Raw genomic sequence first — 16621 nt, 5'->3', positions numbered from 1 at the left:
TTCCCCTGCACATTTTTGTCAAAAACTTAAAAGCCGTGGTTTGCAGGGCGTTTCGATAGTCCGAAACGGCGATCAACTTGCCTTGCCCGAAAGCGCATTTGAGTTTGATAAGATTTGCTTTTTTGAAACAAAATTCAAAAGCAAGCATAGCATTTGGACGATCAAAAGAGTTTGGCAAGACACCCATTGGTATGTAACATACCGTGAGATAAGCGGAGTGAAAAAAGCGCTTTTTTACAAAGTCTGCCCAAGCAGTCCCGATATCAAACAATGTATATCCGATCTGAAAAATGCGATACAAAGCGCACAAAAGCTTTGCGATACTATCGGCTATCACGGCTTTGAAGAAGATTTTCAAGAAGCCCACCGTCTTTTGAATGATACCGATAATCATTATAAAACTTTTTTCTATATTTGTACATATTGAGGAGATATCAAATTATGAAAGCGATTTCTTATATATATGCAGTGTTAAATGACTACATTTCTTGTGATGACTTTGTAAATTGGACGTTTGAAGCAATTGAAGAAGGCCAGATAGACGCATTTGACAGCGATATGATAGTTAAAATACAAAACTGCAATTGTGAAAATAAAGGGGATATAGACAACCTAAAAAAGATGCTTGCAATGCGTTTTGAAAGCAAACTGCGTAATGCCACTCCGAACTGTCTGACAGAATGTACCGACTTGCCGCTAAAACTTATGCTCATTTACAGTAGTGCCACAAACAAACTCTGCGTTGACTTTAACGACATCAACTCTGCTTCAAAGCTTCACAAGTACCTGAGATACGCTTTTCATCTACCTTATTGGTATGGAGAAAATATGGACGCTTTTGCTGATATTCTGGATTTAAGTGACTACAAAATCATTGCCCTGTTTAATTTCACGGCACTAAAACATAAGCTTCCGGATACCGCAGAGCAGCTTTTAAGAGTTATTGACATAAATAAAAATAACGATTGTGTCATTATCTGCACATAGTTATCGGCAACAATCAAGAATTTTAGGGTCGAGCAGTAAAACGAGGAATTTATATGGATATTAAAATTATTCCAGGTAATAGAGTAGGCGAATATAAGTTGGGAATGACATATCATAAGTTGATAAAAACTATTCAATTAGAAAATATTGCATATAAGAAGATAGTATTACCAACTTGTATTAAAATTGTAACAAAGAATATGGTGTTCTTGCTGGTTAATAATGTTATTATGAAGATTACAGTATATGGGGATTTCAAAGGAACATTTAATGATACCATAGGTATAGGTTCTTCCTTGGCTGATGTTAAAGAATACATCGGTGACATCAAAACCGGTGAATATGATATTGTGCCGACTTATGAATTACGAGATATATCGGGTATATGCTTTGAATTAAAAGATGAAGATAACTTTGATGAATATAAAGTACCTATAGATGCAATCAGTATTTATTATCCGTAGGGGTTTAACTTGAGATTATGTTGTAAACACAGAAGCATGTGCGTATATCAGCCAAAACCAAATGATTTGAAATATGATGTGTGGAGATGTGAAAAATGTGACAGGGTATATTTGTTCAAAAACAATAAAGATAAGATTCTATTTATTTGATTGCTATAAGTGGAGTAATGATTCTTCGGAAGGTGATTTGTATAATTTACATTACTATGGTCTAGCACATTCCTTTAAAGATTACGGGTGTTATGAAACAACTGTGACCTGGAAACAGGGATCGAGATATACTAATAAACTGACCGAGAATGAATTAATGACTACATACTTTAATGGTATAGTAGATTCTAATTTAGCAAACGCATATATAGAAGGATACAATTATTATAACAAAATTAGCGCTATTATGTAAAATAAGTTACTAAGAGGTCGTTCTTATGAAAAAATATAATGTGCTCACTAAGATAAATACATTTTTACTGATTTTCATTCTATTGTTGCTATTTGTAAACAGGTATTACGAGCTATTCAGCGACCATATCAGCATATTGCTTTTATGCACTTATCTGTCGTACCTTGTGATAGCATTGACGATCGTAAAGCTAATAAAATACCAAAAAGGTGCCCTGTCAAAGATCGAAATATTCGGCTTATTGATAATTGCGGTAATAATCAGTTTTGTTGGTAGAGATATGTTTTCTGACTGGAAAAATCATATCATATATTCATCTGATGATATATCAGTAATTGCCCGTGTGAACAGAACAATGTTCGGAAACAGGTGTGATATATGTATTTGCAGGGACGGAGCAGTAATGAAAAAAGTTGATGAGCCATTGGCTTTGCAAAGTGACTATGATCCGATTGAAAAACACTATTATGAAGTCCTAGAAGATGAACAAGAGCTGACTATTAGAGTTAAATGTTCCGAAGATAGTAGTAGATATGAAGAAGTGACGATAGAGATTTAATAGAAGTTTGTTACTTATATCAAATATGGAAGATTATCTTTATACTCGCACAAATTGATGACAATATCTCAAACTTAATAATGTTATCCAAAATATCCGTACTCATAATGAGTGCGGCTGTTATGAAAGGGACAACGAATAGGTAGATTTCATAATGAAAGGTTGCTTTGAGGTTGATTATGGTTAAAAATATTAAATTGCACAAAAATGCCTTATATATAAATGACGAACTTATAACATTTGATTTTGATATTGATACACTGATAGTAATGGATGATAAGATAATTGTTCTGCTGGATATACCTTATGACAGTAGTGAACTTGATAATATATATGCTGTTAATTTAAGTGGAAAAATCATATGGAGAATTGAAAAAGTTGCCAAGAAATTTCCAAAACTAAGGCACGACCCATATGCGGGGATATCAATGTTGGATGATAAGTTGCTTGCTCGTCAGTTCTATGGGCAACGCTATCTTATCGACCCTGCCACAGGCAAGATCATAGAGCGCTATACAGTCGGCAGGGATTGGTAGAAAGTGAAAAATATTAGGAGCACTAAATATGAGATTTGTATGTCGATGTGGGAATATGCTCACAAATCAGCTTGACCCTAACGATACAGAGTATTATGTGTACTCTGATCGTGAATGGTCTGAATTTGAAAAAAAGGGGTGGATATATTTTTTAGATGTTCCATATCCTCAATATGATGTATGGAGATGTGAAAAATGTGATAGAATATATTTATTTAAAGAGAATAAGGTTGTAAAAGTTTATAAGCCGGAAGAATGAATGCAATCCAAAGCATTTATGGAAAATCAGCAGTTAAAGAGAATTATTTGGACAAAGTAGGCATTGTAATATGTAAGAACTATTTCGACGGCTTTATTGATAAGAGATGGAAATATGTTGTATTATAACAAAACTTAGTAACAAACGGTGGTGCAGATTATATTGATGCATCAACAAATAAAAAATATGATATAAAAAGCTTTCGCTTATATCCAAATGGTCAAACCGCTCCAAGAAAAGGCGCATTTAAATTACAAAACGCAACGGCGGATGTTACAAAAAAAATCAAGAAAGGTTATTATGTAATAATAGATACTGTTGGTTTAACAAATGAGCATTTGTTTGAACTTAAAGCTGCATTGGAAGAAATGGGATATTCTGAGTATATCTTGTGGTACTATTAATGGAGATGCTATATGTTTAGGAATTACGAAAATAAATCATTTTCTTATCTTAGTGAACCTCATTACGAATCTATTTATGTTGCAGATTGTAATTTTTTTAAAGTAAATCATAGCAATTTTGAACTATATGATTCAATGATTTTCGAAAGCCAATTGGATTATTGTACTTTTTCAACTGCTCGTATTGGTAAAAATAAATTTGGGTATTCATCATTATCTAATTGCAGTATTTGCCATACTAATTTTATAAGAAATGAGTTTAATGATATTAATCTTAGTTCTATCTCCTTTTTTGATTCATTAATATGTGGAAACAATTTTGAAAAATGCAAATTTGAATCTGTTATGTTTAAAAATGTTAATTTCGAGAATAGTTATTTTTCAGATTGTTTATTTCACGATATTACAATAAATAACTGTAAGGGATTAAAAAACGCATTTTTTGAGAACATTAATTTTGGAACAATCGAAACACCCGTAATATTATCGGATGAAAAAGCTCTTCAATATCTACTTAACTATAATATTTAGCTATTGCTATTATTTTTGCCGTACAGACTAAAATCTGTACGGCAAAAATAAAAATTATGCGTTATAGATAATCATTTCAATTTTGACCGTCTACCAGATGAATTTGAGGTTTTGGGACTGGTTCTTTCTAATGCACGGGTTATTTATACCGACCCTGAAAATTCGGATTGCGACGATGACGATCTGTTAGACGGTCAGGAGATTTCTATTGACGGAGGTAAGTCAAAGACCGTTAAGGTCGGCAGTGCGGACGGCGGATATATCACGTATTCTACCGTTGTTTTCAAGTATAGCTCCGACCCTAATAATGGGGATGCGGATGGGGATGGTATATTAGATGTCAATGATTCAAAACCATGTGATCCTTATTTATGCACGGGTATATGGACAGCGTCAGATGAAAAGTTTTCTACTACTGTTCAAGTCGAACTTTTAAAACTGGAACTGGCATGGCACTTAGCAGTTACTGATACTGATAAAATAGATATTGCTAATAGGGCTGATGAAATACGAGATATTATGTCTTCTGGAAAAGGAAGAATATTAGATATTGCAAAATCAATTTCAGGTGCAGCGTCTGATGAATTTGCCTGGTTTTTAGGCGGAGATGTCAGTGCTGCGGAACGAGATTATTGGTTAAGCGAAGTTAATAAGTATAATCCTTCTATTAGCATAAGCGATGAAAAAGTATTTCATTCAATAATGTTCATTGCAGGTATACTTGAGCCATCTCCAGATGATGCATGGAAACTTATTTCGAAAAAAGCTAAAAAAGAAATGCTTGAAAAATGTGATGAAGGAGTTGTAAAAAAATTTCTTAAATCTATGGGAAAGCAAGCGACGAAAGAAGGTACAATGGGAATAAAAAAGCTTAGTGGAAAAGGCATAAAAGGATTTATGTATGATGTTAAAGTTATGGGAAAAAGAGGAGCCTATAGGCTACTTGGTAATAAAACAGAAAATGGAGAGATATTTTGTGAGGTTTTCGAAAAAACACATAAATGAGAATATATGAAATATTAAAAAAGACAAGTCCTGAAGATGTTATATCAAAAATTAAGCTACATTATGGCGATAAGTATATAGATCGTTATAAAAATTTGTTCTATGATTTACTTAATATGAATCCGACATGTAACGGGCAAAAACTGTGTATATTAATTACTGCATACATATTAAACGAAAATGATGATATTAGAAAACTTGAAATATTTGACGAGAATGATTCAACAATTGATTTTGATGTAAGCGCCTACGAGTTATCTTCAAAAACAATTTATTCGATAGCATCATCGCCTTATGCGGATTTTTTAAATTATACTATTGATGAGGAAACACTGCGCAGATATTCATTTCCAACAATATTAGCACATTGTTTTTATGAAATCACTTCGTATGGTTTTGAGGATAATGTATGATTTGCTTTTGCACATGGCGTTATTTTTCGGATAGCAGAAATTATTTAATATAAATTTCTGTAAAATTATATATTGTGAGAATTTATGAAAATAATAAGAAGAATAGAAATAGCAACAATTTTAGTTGTTGCTTTGAATTTGATTTTTGAGTTTTTGTTTCATATGAGCATTAAAATCATTCCAAAATTTTTCATTGTTTCGCTTTGCACAGTAGTCTTGTTTTTGACATCAGTAGTTTCTGTTTTTCTTCATTTATCCAAAAATAAAAGCAAAATTTTTAAATACTCATGTAAAGCTATTATTTCATTATTTTTATCCTTGATCTTGTTAATTAACGTTCCCTTTAACTATAAAACGGAACGATTAAGGTTTACCAATAGTGATTATGAAATAGTAATATCAAGATATTATGTAATGACTGTTCAGAAAATACAAGTGACGGTCACTGATGATTCCGTTTTTGCACATGAGATTTTATATGTTGGATTACCAACTGGAGATTTTGATCTGTCTGATTCGGTGAAAATAAGTTGGAGTTCAGACGATTGTTTTGAATTAACTTATGAACCCACATTGTTGCATTCATATTGTTGGGAATATAGTTTTGAGAACGATAAATTAACGTATTTTCAATAATTCATAGGTGAAATATTGTACACTCTCCTGGTTGACGATATGTCGTATGAAGAATTTGACAAATACTAATCCGTTGTTCAGTACTTTGGTAATCGGAATATGGTGGTAATAATATGCTGGTAAAAACAAAAAAGGTACTCTATATTTTACTGCTTATCATGGTCTTGATATTTGGATGCTTTGTTTTTGTTTTGAATTTTTTTAAAGGACCTACGCTTATAATCAACAATTGCAATAGCAATAATATTACGGACTCAAGAGTGTGTCATAATTCAAATGATTACTACTATCTGGATAGCAACGGCTCAATATATCATTATAACGAAAAAGGCACAGAAGTATTTGATAATACCCGAAAAATAAATTACATAACCTGTAATTCCGATTATTTTGTACGCATCTGATAAAGAATCACTGTTTCAGTATGATCTTGACGGCGAACTCATTAAAAGTATAAACAGTAATTCTTGTGATAGTATTTATGCGCTGATAGATGGAATATATGCATCAGAAGAATGTGTTTTCTGTAAATTAGGCGGTTCATCATATTTGCTGGTCGATCCAAATTCACTTGAAACTATCATTATTAATGATATTCTTGAAAATGGTGAATGGGAAACAATTGAGAATGTTCAGATCGCTTGCGGCGGTGATATAAGAATGGCGTCTTTAGCTATTCCTGTTGAAGTAAATAAATGCTACTTTTACGGTACGATCAGTTATAATGATAATTGCGTTAATCTTGGCAACGAAGGAATAATTGGTCTATCAGATTTCGGGTGTATTGAATACCATTCATTTAACGATACGATTTTAAAAAATCTATATAATGACGCCGAATATAATATTGAATTAACCGATATCAGGCACATATTCTTAGATGAAGAATTGTTAATTGCATTCAATAGTGATTATAATGATAATTCGTTTTTAAAAAAAATTTGTTTTTTAACTGATGAGTATTCTGCAAGAGACTTTGGTCTTTATGATGAACTCCCTCTTATGTTTCATAACAGCGATCAGATCAATATAATTAACTTGAAAGATGAAAAGAAAAATAGTATAACAACAAAATCGGGCGAAAAGATCATTTATTTGAATAATAAAACCGCCGTAACTTATTACAAAGGAATGTATCATTTTTATAATATTGATACATGGAATAGTTATAAATCTATTAATGCAGAGGAAATTGATAATCACAGCGCTTATAGATTTGAAACTTGCGGTGATTATATTTTCGTATTTGATGATAATTATGATAAACTATTGAATACTATCAGCATAATGTAAGTTATTTTAATTGACCGTTGTACAGACTAAAAATCTGTGCAACGTCCCCGCCCAACAACCCACCACCCTACCCAACGAACACTAAATAGACTAAACTAGAAGTAAGAAAAAAGTCTAATTGGAGTTGATCAGAATGAATGAAATAGCAAGGATAAAGAACGAAGTCAGACTAAAGCAATGGGCTGAAATGGTGCAGCTCAGAAATGAAAGCGGCTTGAACGTTTCACAGTGGTGCAGACAGAGTGGCATAAATCAGAAAACCTATTACTACCGCCTGAATCGGGTGCGTAAGGCTTTGTGCGGCGAAGTTGAAAAGCATGAGATCGTTCCGGTAAGTACTGAACCGGAAATCGCAGTATCGCACGAACAGATATCTTTGTCCGTAGGAAACGTAGTCGTCAATCTGCCCGATGATTTCAATGAGGACACTCTGAAACGGCTGCTGGGAGTTCTTCGATGATAGGTGATGTGAGCCATGCGGAGCATATCTACATCGTATGCGGATATACCGATATGCGCAAAGCAATAGATGGTCTTACTGCTATTGTTCAGCAGAATTTTGGACTCGATGTTTTTTCAGGAAGCCTCTTTCTGTTCTGCGGGAAACGATGTGACCGCATCAAAGCTCTGATCTGGGAAGAAGACGGTTTTTTACTGCTTTACAAACGCTTGGAAAACGGAAAATACAAATGGCCGAGAGATTCAAATGAGGCTAAGTTGATAACTCAGAAAGAATTTCGCTGGCTGATGGAAGGTCTTTCGATAGATCAAAAAACAGCCATCAAACCTGCAAAGAAAGGAAAAGTGTGCTGAGTTTTCAACAGAAAAAATGAACATATAGGTTGATAATATTTCTATGCCCGAAACGCCCTGAAACGCTGGACTTTTCGGGCTTTTTGCGGTATAATAGATGTAGTGGATTTCTTGTTTTCGGAGGCGAGTGCAGTGATAGAAAAAGGCAATATGACAAACGAGGAATATATCGCTGCACTTGAAAAAGAACATCTCCGTTTAAAAAGCGAGATTAAAAAGCGTGATAAGAAGATAGACAAATTAGAGGTCGAAAATGAATGTCTCAGAAAAGATAATCATATCTTCCTTGAAGTGCTTATACTCTCTAAGCATAAAATATTCGGAGCATAAAGCGAGCGAACCGAATGTGAAGATCAGCAATCTTTCTTCAACGAGGCCGAACAGGAATATGCAGAGAAAACGGAAGAGCCTGTAAAGAAAGATGTCAAGGGTTATGTCAGAAAAAGTGCAAAGACAAAACGTGATGAGATCATAAAAAACATCGAGACCGAGGTCATCACCTGCACTATCCCCGAAAATGAGCAGATATGCCCTCGCTGCGGAAGTAAGATGAAGGTTGTTGGCAAAAAATATGTCCGTGAAGAGGTAGAGCTCATCCCAGCGAAGCTGGTTGTAAAGAAATATTACAGCAATACTTATGGCTGCAAAAAGTGCGAGAAAAAGAATATGCCTGTTTTTCTTCACGGATTAGTTCCCGCACCTGTGCTCCCTCACTCATTGGCGTCTGCGTCAACGGCTGCGTGGGTGATCTATCAGAAATATGTTAATGCCACTCCTCTGTACCGTCAGGAAAAAGACTGGGAACGTCTCGGATACTCGCTCAGCAGAACGACCATGGCAAACTGGATCATCAGATGCAGTGAGGATTATTTCTCAAAGCTGGTAAGCAGATTGAAAGAAGAAATGCTTAAGCAAAAAGTTCTTCACTGCGATGAGACATACGTCAAAGTTTTGAAGGAACAGGAGGTTTCTGAAAACAGCAAGCAGTATATGTGGGTATACCGCACCGGCAAGCATTCGGACAGGCAGATCGTGATCTATGACTACAACAAGTCGAGATCTGGCGACGTGCCAAAGAAGTATCTTGGAGACTACGATGGTTTTGTGCACACCGACGGCTATGCAGGCTACAACAAGCTGACCAAGGTCACGCACTGCAATTGCTGGGCACACGTTAGGCGAAAGTTCCATGAAGCGATGGTAGTGAACAGTGAGGACAGCATAGCAAGGGTTGCGAGAGATTATTGCGATAAGCTTTTTAAGATAGAAGCGAAGCTTGACAGTCTCACGACCGAAGAACGTTTTAAAGAGCGTCTGACACAGGAAAAACCTGTGTTCGAGGCTTTCTGGTCATGGGCTGAAAAAGTCGCACCTACAGTTCTTCCGAAAACGCAGCTCGGAAAGGCTTTTGAGTATGCATTCAAGCGCAGAGAGTATCTCGGGAATTATTTCAAAAACGGCGACTGTGCTATTTCAAACAACGCAGCGGAAAATGCGATCCGTCCGTTCACAGTCGGCAGAAAGAACTGGCTGTTCAGTGATACTCCGAACGGAGCAAAAGCCAGCGCTGATATATACAGCATCGTTGAGACAGCAAAAGCGAACAGGCTTGATGTTTTCAAATACTTTGAATTGTTGCTGACAGTTCTTCCGAGCATGGAGTTTCTGACCAATCCGGATATTCTGGAAGAACTGATGCCGTGGAATATATCTGTGCAGAAAATCTGTAAAGCAACATGAGTAATCCTCGAACCGCAGCTTGGGGATCTTTTATTTAGGGGCGGTATGTTATTAGGCGGGAACAATCAAGATACGCATTGTATCAAAATTGGTGTCCTGTTATGAAAGTAAAGGCCTATTATAATACAAATGCACACCTATTAAAACACTTCGTTATGTTTTTAGCTATCGTTAGTAGGATAAAATATCACAGTAGTTATCATTGTATTTATAGGTCTTTAAGAATCTCTGCAAAATCCTACAGAATATATGCTCATTCGATGGGGCACTGATTAAAAGTCATCAATTATCAGGCTCTACAATGATATTCTTCTTGCCATAAAAAATGAGTCAACTGTGTTATTTGTATTCTACCACAGTTGACTGAATTTTTACAGACTATGGATTGCGGAATAAATTTCATCCCAGTTGTTTACTCTAACCATATTTTCACATTCAAAGTTTTTATTCCACGCAGCAGTAAAACAAAACACTTTTGAAATATCTTTTATTGCTTCAAGATTTTCTGGTGAATCATCTATCATTACATCGGTTTTTAGTTTTTGGCAAATATCATATTTATCTACGGAACTTTCCTTTTCAGAACAATAATATATTTCGTCATAATATATCTTGTTCTTTTTAAGCCAATATGTCAACATTTTTCTAAAAAGTTTTCCTGTTATACCTTGTTCAGTAGTGTGTGCCCTTCCGGTAATAATAACTATTTTGTTTTCCTCTTCGTGAAGCTTTAGCAATACTTCTGATGCATTTTTGAAAGCTGGTTCTGTTAAGCAGTATCCCCATATGTACTTTTGCCAAAATATTTCTCTTTCTTTATGTGTACAGTCATATATCTGTTCTATATCAAATTTATCAGGATTAACAATATCTTTATTGTATTTTTTCTTAAAATATGGCTTACTATATTTTAATTGATAATTTCCAATATCAGACAGCACTCCATCTACATCAATGCCAATAATCATATTCATCACCCTGCTTTTAAATATTTTTCAATTTAATAATTTCTTTTTTTATCTCTCTAGTTAGTTCTCTTGCGTTAGAATAATTAAGTGGATCTAATGGTGTTCCAAAAGCAAAATGTAATCTTTTCTTCTCACCAATAGTTCTTAATTTAGGAAATTTTTTGTCTGGTGGAAAAATATCTCTTGCTCCATTAATTCCAACGGGTATTATCTTTATTTTTGTTTTTATAGACAATTCTGCTGCGCCAATTTTAAACTCGCCAAGTTGCCCATTACGAGAACGTGTTCCTTCTGGATGTATCATTAATGACCTGTTTTCAAAAGCGATTAAATCATATATTCTTTTCATCGCAATAGAAGTATTACCATTTCTATGAACTGGTACACCGCCCATTATTCTTACCCCATATTTATAAATTGATTTCCTAAATAAATAATCTGCCGCCATACTGCACATTCTTACTTGCATTTTTTTAGGAAAAAAAGCCATCATCCACATACTGTCAAAATGGCTTTCATGATTTGGCGTAAAAATATAGTTTTCATTAAAATCAATATTCTCCAATCCTGAACAAGAAAAGTTATAATTAAATTTTGTCCATTTTTTAAACAATTCAAATTTCAACCAATCAGTTCTTTTCCTATGAAGCGGAAATGAACTATAATTAAACTCATCATTATTCTTATTTTGTCCTGATATTAACTTGGCTAGTTCTGTTATTGTTAAATCTTGACTTATAAAATTTTCTGCACAGATTTTAAATTTATTGTCTATATCAACACATAGTTCAAACATACTTAAAGAGTCAATACCTAAATCAGAACTTATTTTTTTATCTTTTGTAATATTGCAATCGGTATATTTTGACAAAGCATGGCAAAGCCAATTTTCTATACTTTCAATATTATTTACATTGTCTTCTAAAACAGAGCCTATACTTCCTGAGTTTGTTTCTTTGTCTACCAATGTACTCAATTTATATCGTTTAACTTTTCCCACTGACGTTTTTGGCAACTCGTCAACATAAATGATTTTTTTATACCTATAATTAGCATTGACAGTTTGTTTGACCTGTTGGAATATTTCATCAAATTGTCCCGACTTTCCAACAGCAAAGACATAAACTTCGTCATATCCATCATCTGATTTTATACCTGTTACTGCAAATTCAATTTCTTGACCTACTGTTTCTTTGTAACTATTTTCAATATCTTCAGGCGATACTTTTTCTCCATTAGATAGATGAATGCTTTCCTTAATTCGTCCTGTAATATAAAGTTCTTCATTTTCTATTCTGCCGTAATCACCGGTTTTGAAATATTCGCCATCAAATGCACTTTGCGTTAATTCTGGCGAATGAAAATACTCCAACATCAGCATATTGCTTTTTACTTGGATCTCACCAACTCCATTATTATCTGGATTGGATATTCTCACACTAGAATTGGGATCTTCATTAATATTTCCAATACTTTTCATGTATTTAATTCCGTCGGTAACAACTATCGGTATGTTGGCTTCTGTTGATGCATAAAAGTCAAAAAAGTCGTATCCTAAATTCCAGAAAAAACGTGATGTATCAGGATTAGTCTTTCCACCGCCAGAATATATTTGTTGAAGCCGTCCGCCAAATACTTGTTTATTGATGCTATGAAAAAATTTTCTTCCCAAATTAATTCCTGTATAATAGCGAAGCGTACCGCAACATTTAATCATACCGTTAATAATTTTCGCACGCAATACACCTTTTTGCTTTATTGAATCTTCAATTTTGCCCTTGTATGTATCCCATATTTTAGGAACCATTCCAAAACAATTAGGCTTATAAATTTGAAAACCATTCATTAGTTGAATTGCTGATGATTCTTCTAATACCGCTAAAGAACCGCCTCTCATAAGAACAACAAGAAAGCTGGTAAGACCAGAGATATGAGATGTTGGAAACAACATTAGATAATTTACATTATTACTACCAATAACCTTGTATAAACGATTAAATGCATTTATTTCCTGTTCATAACCTATTACAACACCTTTGGCTTGACTAGTAGTACCTGAAGAATATAATATTGCTATCGCATCATAATTAGGATCTTTAGTATGCTCTAATACCCGCTTTTTTAGAAAGTGACACTCGTCAGAACTTTCTAAAATAGGCAGATCAATTTCTTGCAATTTTTCAGTAAAAATATCTTCTGTTGTAATTATACAAGCTGGATCTGAGTCATCAATTATTCTAAAAAGTTCTGATTTATGCAAATTAAAATCTAAAATAACCGCCGTTGCTCCTATACACGCTAATGCCAGAATGTCCAAATATACATTATCACTCAATGGTATTAACACAACTACACGATCTCCATTTTTGACTCCAATATCTGTATATCTTTCAATAATGTTTTCTACTCTATGTTTCATTTGTTCATAAGAACATTCAATTAAAGTTTGGTCTTTCCTTATATACGTTATTGCAGTTTTCTTTTTTTGTGTTTTACAGATCTCATAAAATTGATTTCTAAACAATTTATTCCCATCAGGCATTTATTACACTTCCCTAATCATATATAATTTTTCAATATCAAAAAATCTAATATTATCTCAATTGGTTTATTTTTAAATTAAACAATGCATAAAAGCGGTCAATTAGACCATTTAATGCACATTTTAAATGTTTGTTGAAAAGAAATTAATTATTTCCGTATAGAAATTCTCTGTATATGATTATATTATATCATAAATAAAATGAGATTGTCAAGAAAATGTAATTAAAACTCATATAATGACATAAAAGTGCAATATACACATATACCAAATACAAACATAATTTAGTAAGCACGTAATTCTTTTTGCCAAATTAACACCGTACACCTTGTAAAACAAAGAAAAAAGTGGTATAATAAAGGTGTTAACATTAAGAAAACACCATTTGACTGTATTTTCATAAATACAAATCTAAACAAAAGAATCTCTTGAATATATTTCGCCTGAAAGCACTTTTTTCATACATGTTTTCTAATTGCGAATTTGATTTGTAATCAATTGAAGAACTCCCCCTTTATCCGGATTATTCCATGAGCAAGAATTTTCATAAAAACTTGTAAACATATAAATTAATCTCATATGGAAGGAAAAAATAAACATGAATTCTGAAAACAATCTAACTGGATTTCCTAGCATTGATAAACCATGGCTTAAATATTTTAGTGAGGAAGAACTTAGCACTCCTGTTCCTGAAAAGACTGTATATGAACTTATTTATGAAAATAACTGTGACCACCTTACGGACACTGCCCTTGAATACTTTAAAAAGAAAATAACATATAAAACAATGTTTGAAAAAATTGAATTAACGAAAGCTGCATTAATCGCTAATCGAGTAAAAAAGAGTGATAACGTTATAATGTTTACTAGTTCTTCACCTGAATTAGTATATTCACTATTTGCCATATGCCGTATTGGTGCAGTTGCGAACATGATAAATCCAATATTTACGCATGAACAAATCATAGATCGAGTAAATGAAACTGATGCTGAAATTATGTTTGTGCTTGACCAACTGTTTGATAGAATACAGCCAATACTTCCTAAATTATGCATAAAGAAAATTGTTATCATTTCAGCTTTTGATGAAATGCCTGCGGTTACTAAAATGGTTGCTTCAGTGAAAACGAAAAAACACATACCATATTCAGATAAAATAGTACGATGGCGTACTTTTATTTCTGAAGGGAAGAACACTAATAAAACAACTGACGCTATGTATGAAAATGATATACCGCTTGTTATGGTGAATTCTTCTGGAACAACAAATCGCCCTAAAGGAATTGTTCTTACCAATAAAGGAATTAATTCAACCATAATACATTATGATAGTCCAAACTTTTCATATAAACGAGGTGATAAATTCTTGCAAATTATTCCATGCTTTGCATCAACGGGGTTGGTTCTTTCTTTATTAATGCCGCTATATTTTGGCATTATTGTTATACTTGAACCTTTATATAATCAAAAGATATTTGTTAAAGATATAAAACAATATAAACCTAATATGCTAATAGGGGCAACATCCCTTTGGCATTATGCTACAAGAAACCCTGAATTAAAAAATATTGACTTATCTTTCATAACACTACCTATAACAGGAGGAGAGCATATATCCGCTGATTCTGAAATAGAAATAAATGAATTTCTTCAGAATGCAGGCTGCAAGGTAAAACTATTAAAAGGGTATGGGATGTGTGAATTGGGAAGTACAGTTACCACCGATACACCATTACATAGAAAGAATGGCTCAGTAGGTTATCCGATCAGAGGTGTAAATATCTCCACATTTGATATTCTGACAAATAAGAAAATGATGTATGGCGAGCGTGGGGAAATACGTGTGGATTCCCCTGCACGTATGAAAGAATACTACAAAAATCCACAAGCTACAAAAGAATTTTTTTATACAGATGAAAATGGGATTATGTGGGGACGAACAGGTGATATCGGTTACGTCGACGAAGATGGATTTCTATTTGTTTTGGGCAGAGCAAGCGACACATTTACTTCCAAATCAGGAGAGAAAATATATTGTTTTGACATTGAAGCTGCAATAAGAGAAAATAAGAATGTTGCGGATTGTGAGGTTGTAGGTATTCCATCAAACGGTCACGATATTCCTGTTGCTCACATAATAGTAAGGGATAAATGTAAATTATCTGAAGACGAGCTTATCGCAACAATTCACAGTAATTGTCAGCAAAAATTGTCTATGCAAGCTGTTCCTTGTGGATACAAAATTCGCAAAAATTTTCCTGTTAAAGATAGTGGTAAACGTGATATAGAGCTGATAAAACAGGATAGAACTGATTTCATTGTTCCAACATGTAATGGCATTCTTCATGGGATCTCATTTTAAATAATAACTTAAAAACGTCTCTCCACCGATAGTTGTAAATTTACCATGTAACCCTGTAATGCCTCATCGAAATCTGTGATGAACCGTCCTTTAATTATAAAATAATCGAAACTCAAAGATGCCAAAGGTTGAAATGCTCCCCTTTTGTTAGACAATGTGGTATAATAGAAATATACCAATAAAAATCTAACAAAAGGGGGCATTTTTTATGCCAAAAGGACAGCCGAACAAAAGATACACACCGGAATTCAAAATCAAAGTAGTGGAAACAATGCACAGAGAAAAGTTAAGCTATCGTGAAACTGCACGTCAATTTGACATATGCGATCATGATAGAGTAGCAGCATGGGAACGAATCTATCTTGAAGAAGGTGCGGAGGGACTTTACGCAGAACGCAGAGGAAGGAAATCCACAGGTCGACCTCCGAAAATTAAGAAAGAAGATCTGATTGCAGAAGTACAGCGTCTTCGTGCGGAGAATGCATACTTAAAAAAATTGAATGCCTTGGTTGCCGAGCGGGTACTTTTGATCTGTCTGATTCGGTGAAAATAAGTTGGAGTTCAGATGATTGCTTTGAGCTAATTTATAAACCTACATTGTCACATTCATACAGTTGGAAATATAATTTTAAGGACAGTGAAGTAACATATTAATCCTGTATAATAAAACTTGACACATACAAAACAATCAAAGTATAATAAAAAC

18 protein-coding genes and 1 pseudogene are annotated in these 16621 nt (G+C 33.8%); 17 read left to right on the top strand and 2 right to left on the bottom strand.

Translation table 11 applies throughout. The features are described from left to right. The 15 genes and pseudogenes from DW938_RS14860 to DW938_RS13275 all read left to right on the top strand — a co-directional run. Positions 1-427 (top strand): hypothetical protein (locus tag DW938_RS14860; RefSeq protein ID WP_181984458.1); only part of this gene is annotated, 427 nt, incomplete at its 5' end. Between the two features lie 14 nt (positions 428-441). Further along, complete coding sequence (locus tag DW938_RS13340) at positions 442-987, top strand: barstar family protein (protein WP_117878734.1); 546 nt, start codon at positions 442-444, stop codon at positions 985-987. A 53-nt stretch (positions 988-1040) separates the two neighbouring features. Further along, complete coding sequence (locus tag DW938_RS13335; protein WP_118125382.1) at positions 1041-1451, top strand: hypothetical protein; 411 nt, start codon at positions 1041-1043, stop codon at positions 1449-1451. 428 nt (positions 1452-1879) lie between these two features. Beyond that, a complete protein-coding gene (locus DW938_RS13330) occupies positions 1880-2413 on the top strand; it encodes a hypothetical protein (protein ID WP_117878741.1) in 534 nt (177 codons plus the stop codon). 179 nt (positions 2414-2592) lie between these two features. After that, positions 2593-2949 (top strand): hypothetical protein, encoded by a 357-nt coding sequence (locus DW938_RS13325; protein WP_117878743.1) that lies wholly within the window; start codon positions 2593-2595, stop codon positions 2947-2949. 28 nt (positions 2950-2977) lie between these two features. Beyond that, positions 2978-3208 (top strand): hypothetical protein, encoded by a 231-nt coding sequence (locus DW938_RS13320; RefSeq protein WP_117859263.1) that lies wholly within the window; start codon positions 2978-2980, stop codon positions 3206-3208. 416 nt (positions 3209-3624) lie between these two features. Continuing rightward, a complete protein-coding gene (locus DW938_RS13315) occupies positions 3625-4143 on the top strand; it encodes a pentapeptide repeat-containing protein (RefSeq protein WP_117878745.1) in 519 nt (172 codons plus the stop codon). Between the two features lie 111 nt (positions 4144-4254). Beyond that, positions 4255-5148: a hypothetical protein gene (locus DW938_RS13310; RefSeq protein WP_117878747.1), complete on the top strand. Its 894-nt coding sequence runs from the start codon at positions 4255-4257 to the stop codon at positions 5146-5148. Continuing rightward, positions 5145-5561 (top strand): DUF6557 family protein, encoded by a 417-nt coding sequence (locus DW938_RS13305; protein ID WP_117878749.1) that lies wholly within the window; start codon positions 5145-5147, stop codon positions 5559-5561. Before DW938_RS13310 ends, DW938_RS13305 begins: the two co-directional genes overlap by 4 nt. 84 nt (positions 5562-5645) lie before the next feature. Then, positions 5646-6197, top strand: a complete 552-nt coding sequence (locus tag DW938_RS13300; protein ID WP_117878751.1) for a hypothetical protein — start codon at positions 5646-5648, stop codon at positions 6195-6197. A gap of 549 nt (positions 6198-6746) precedes the next feature. After that, a complete protein-coding gene (locus DW938_RS13290) occupies positions 6747-7490 on the top strand; it encodes a hypothetical protein (protein WP_117904171.1) in 744 nt (247 codons plus the stop codon). A gap of 133 nt (positions 7491-7623) precedes the next feature. Further along, positions 7624-7950, top strand: a complete 327-nt coding sequence (locus DW938_RS13285) for a hypothetical protein (RefSeq protein WP_118125380.1) — start codon at positions 7624-7626, stop codon at positions 7948-7950. Continuing rightward, positions 7947-8303: an IS66 family insertion sequence element accessory protein TnpB gene (tnpB, locus tag DW938_RS13280; protein ID WP_117904175.1), complete on the top strand. Its 357-nt coding sequence runs from the start codon at positions 7947-7949 to the stop codon at positions 8301-8303. The genes DW938_RS13285 and tnpB overlap by 4 nt, the downstream gene beginning before the upstream one ends. Positions 8304-8435: 132 nt before the next feature. After that, on the top strand, positions 8436-8633 hold the full coding sequence (locus DW938_RS15195; protein WP_242992555.1) for a hypothetical protein: 198 nt from the start codon (positions 8436-8438) through the stop codon (positions 8631-8633). A 129-nt stretch (positions 8634-8762) separates the two neighbouring features. Then, positions 8763-10043: pseudogene (locus tag DW938_RS13275) on the top strand (IS66 family transposase); the annotation flags it as partial. Between the two features lie 371 nt (positions 10044-10414). On the opposite strand, the gene DW938_RS13270 reads toward DW938_RS13275, so the two are convergent. Next, a complete protein-coding gene (locus DW938_RS13270; RefSeq protein ID WP_181979822.1) occupies positions 10415-11011 on the bottom strand; it encodes a hypothetical protein in 597 nt (198 codons plus the stop codon). Between the two features lie 16 nt (positions 11012-11027). Then, complete coding sequence (locus DW938_RS13265) at positions 11028-13553, bottom strand: AMP-binding protein (protein ID WP_118125378.1); 2526 nt, start codon at positions 13551-13553, stop codon at positions 11028-11030. Positions 13554-14151: 598 nt separating this feature from the next. On the opposite strand from DW938_RS13265, the gene DW938_RS13260 reads away from it, so the two are divergent. After that, entirely contained in the window at positions 14152-15915 is a 1764-nt protein-coding gene (locus DW938_RS13260) for a class I adenylate-forming enzyme family protein (RefSeq protein ID WP_117904180.1), read from the top strand. Positions 15916-16123: 208 nt separating this feature from the next. Beyond that, positions 16124-16462, top strand: coding sequence for a helix-turn-helix domain-containing protein (locus DW938_RS13255; protein ID WP_118125376.1), 339 nt, complete (start codon positions 16124-16126; stop codon positions 16460-16462). Positions 16463-16621 lie beyond the last annotated feature (159 nt).

Origin of the sequence: Ruminococcus sp. AM43-6 (assembly GCF_003461785.1) — a bacterium.
Taxonomy (GTDB): domain Bacteria; phylum Bacillota; class Clostridia; order Oscillospirales; family Ruminococcaceae; genus Hominimerdicola; species Hominimerdicola aceti.
The sequence above is the reverse complement of the archived record's forward strand: the minus strand, read 5'-3'. Positions and strand labels throughout refer to the sequence as shown.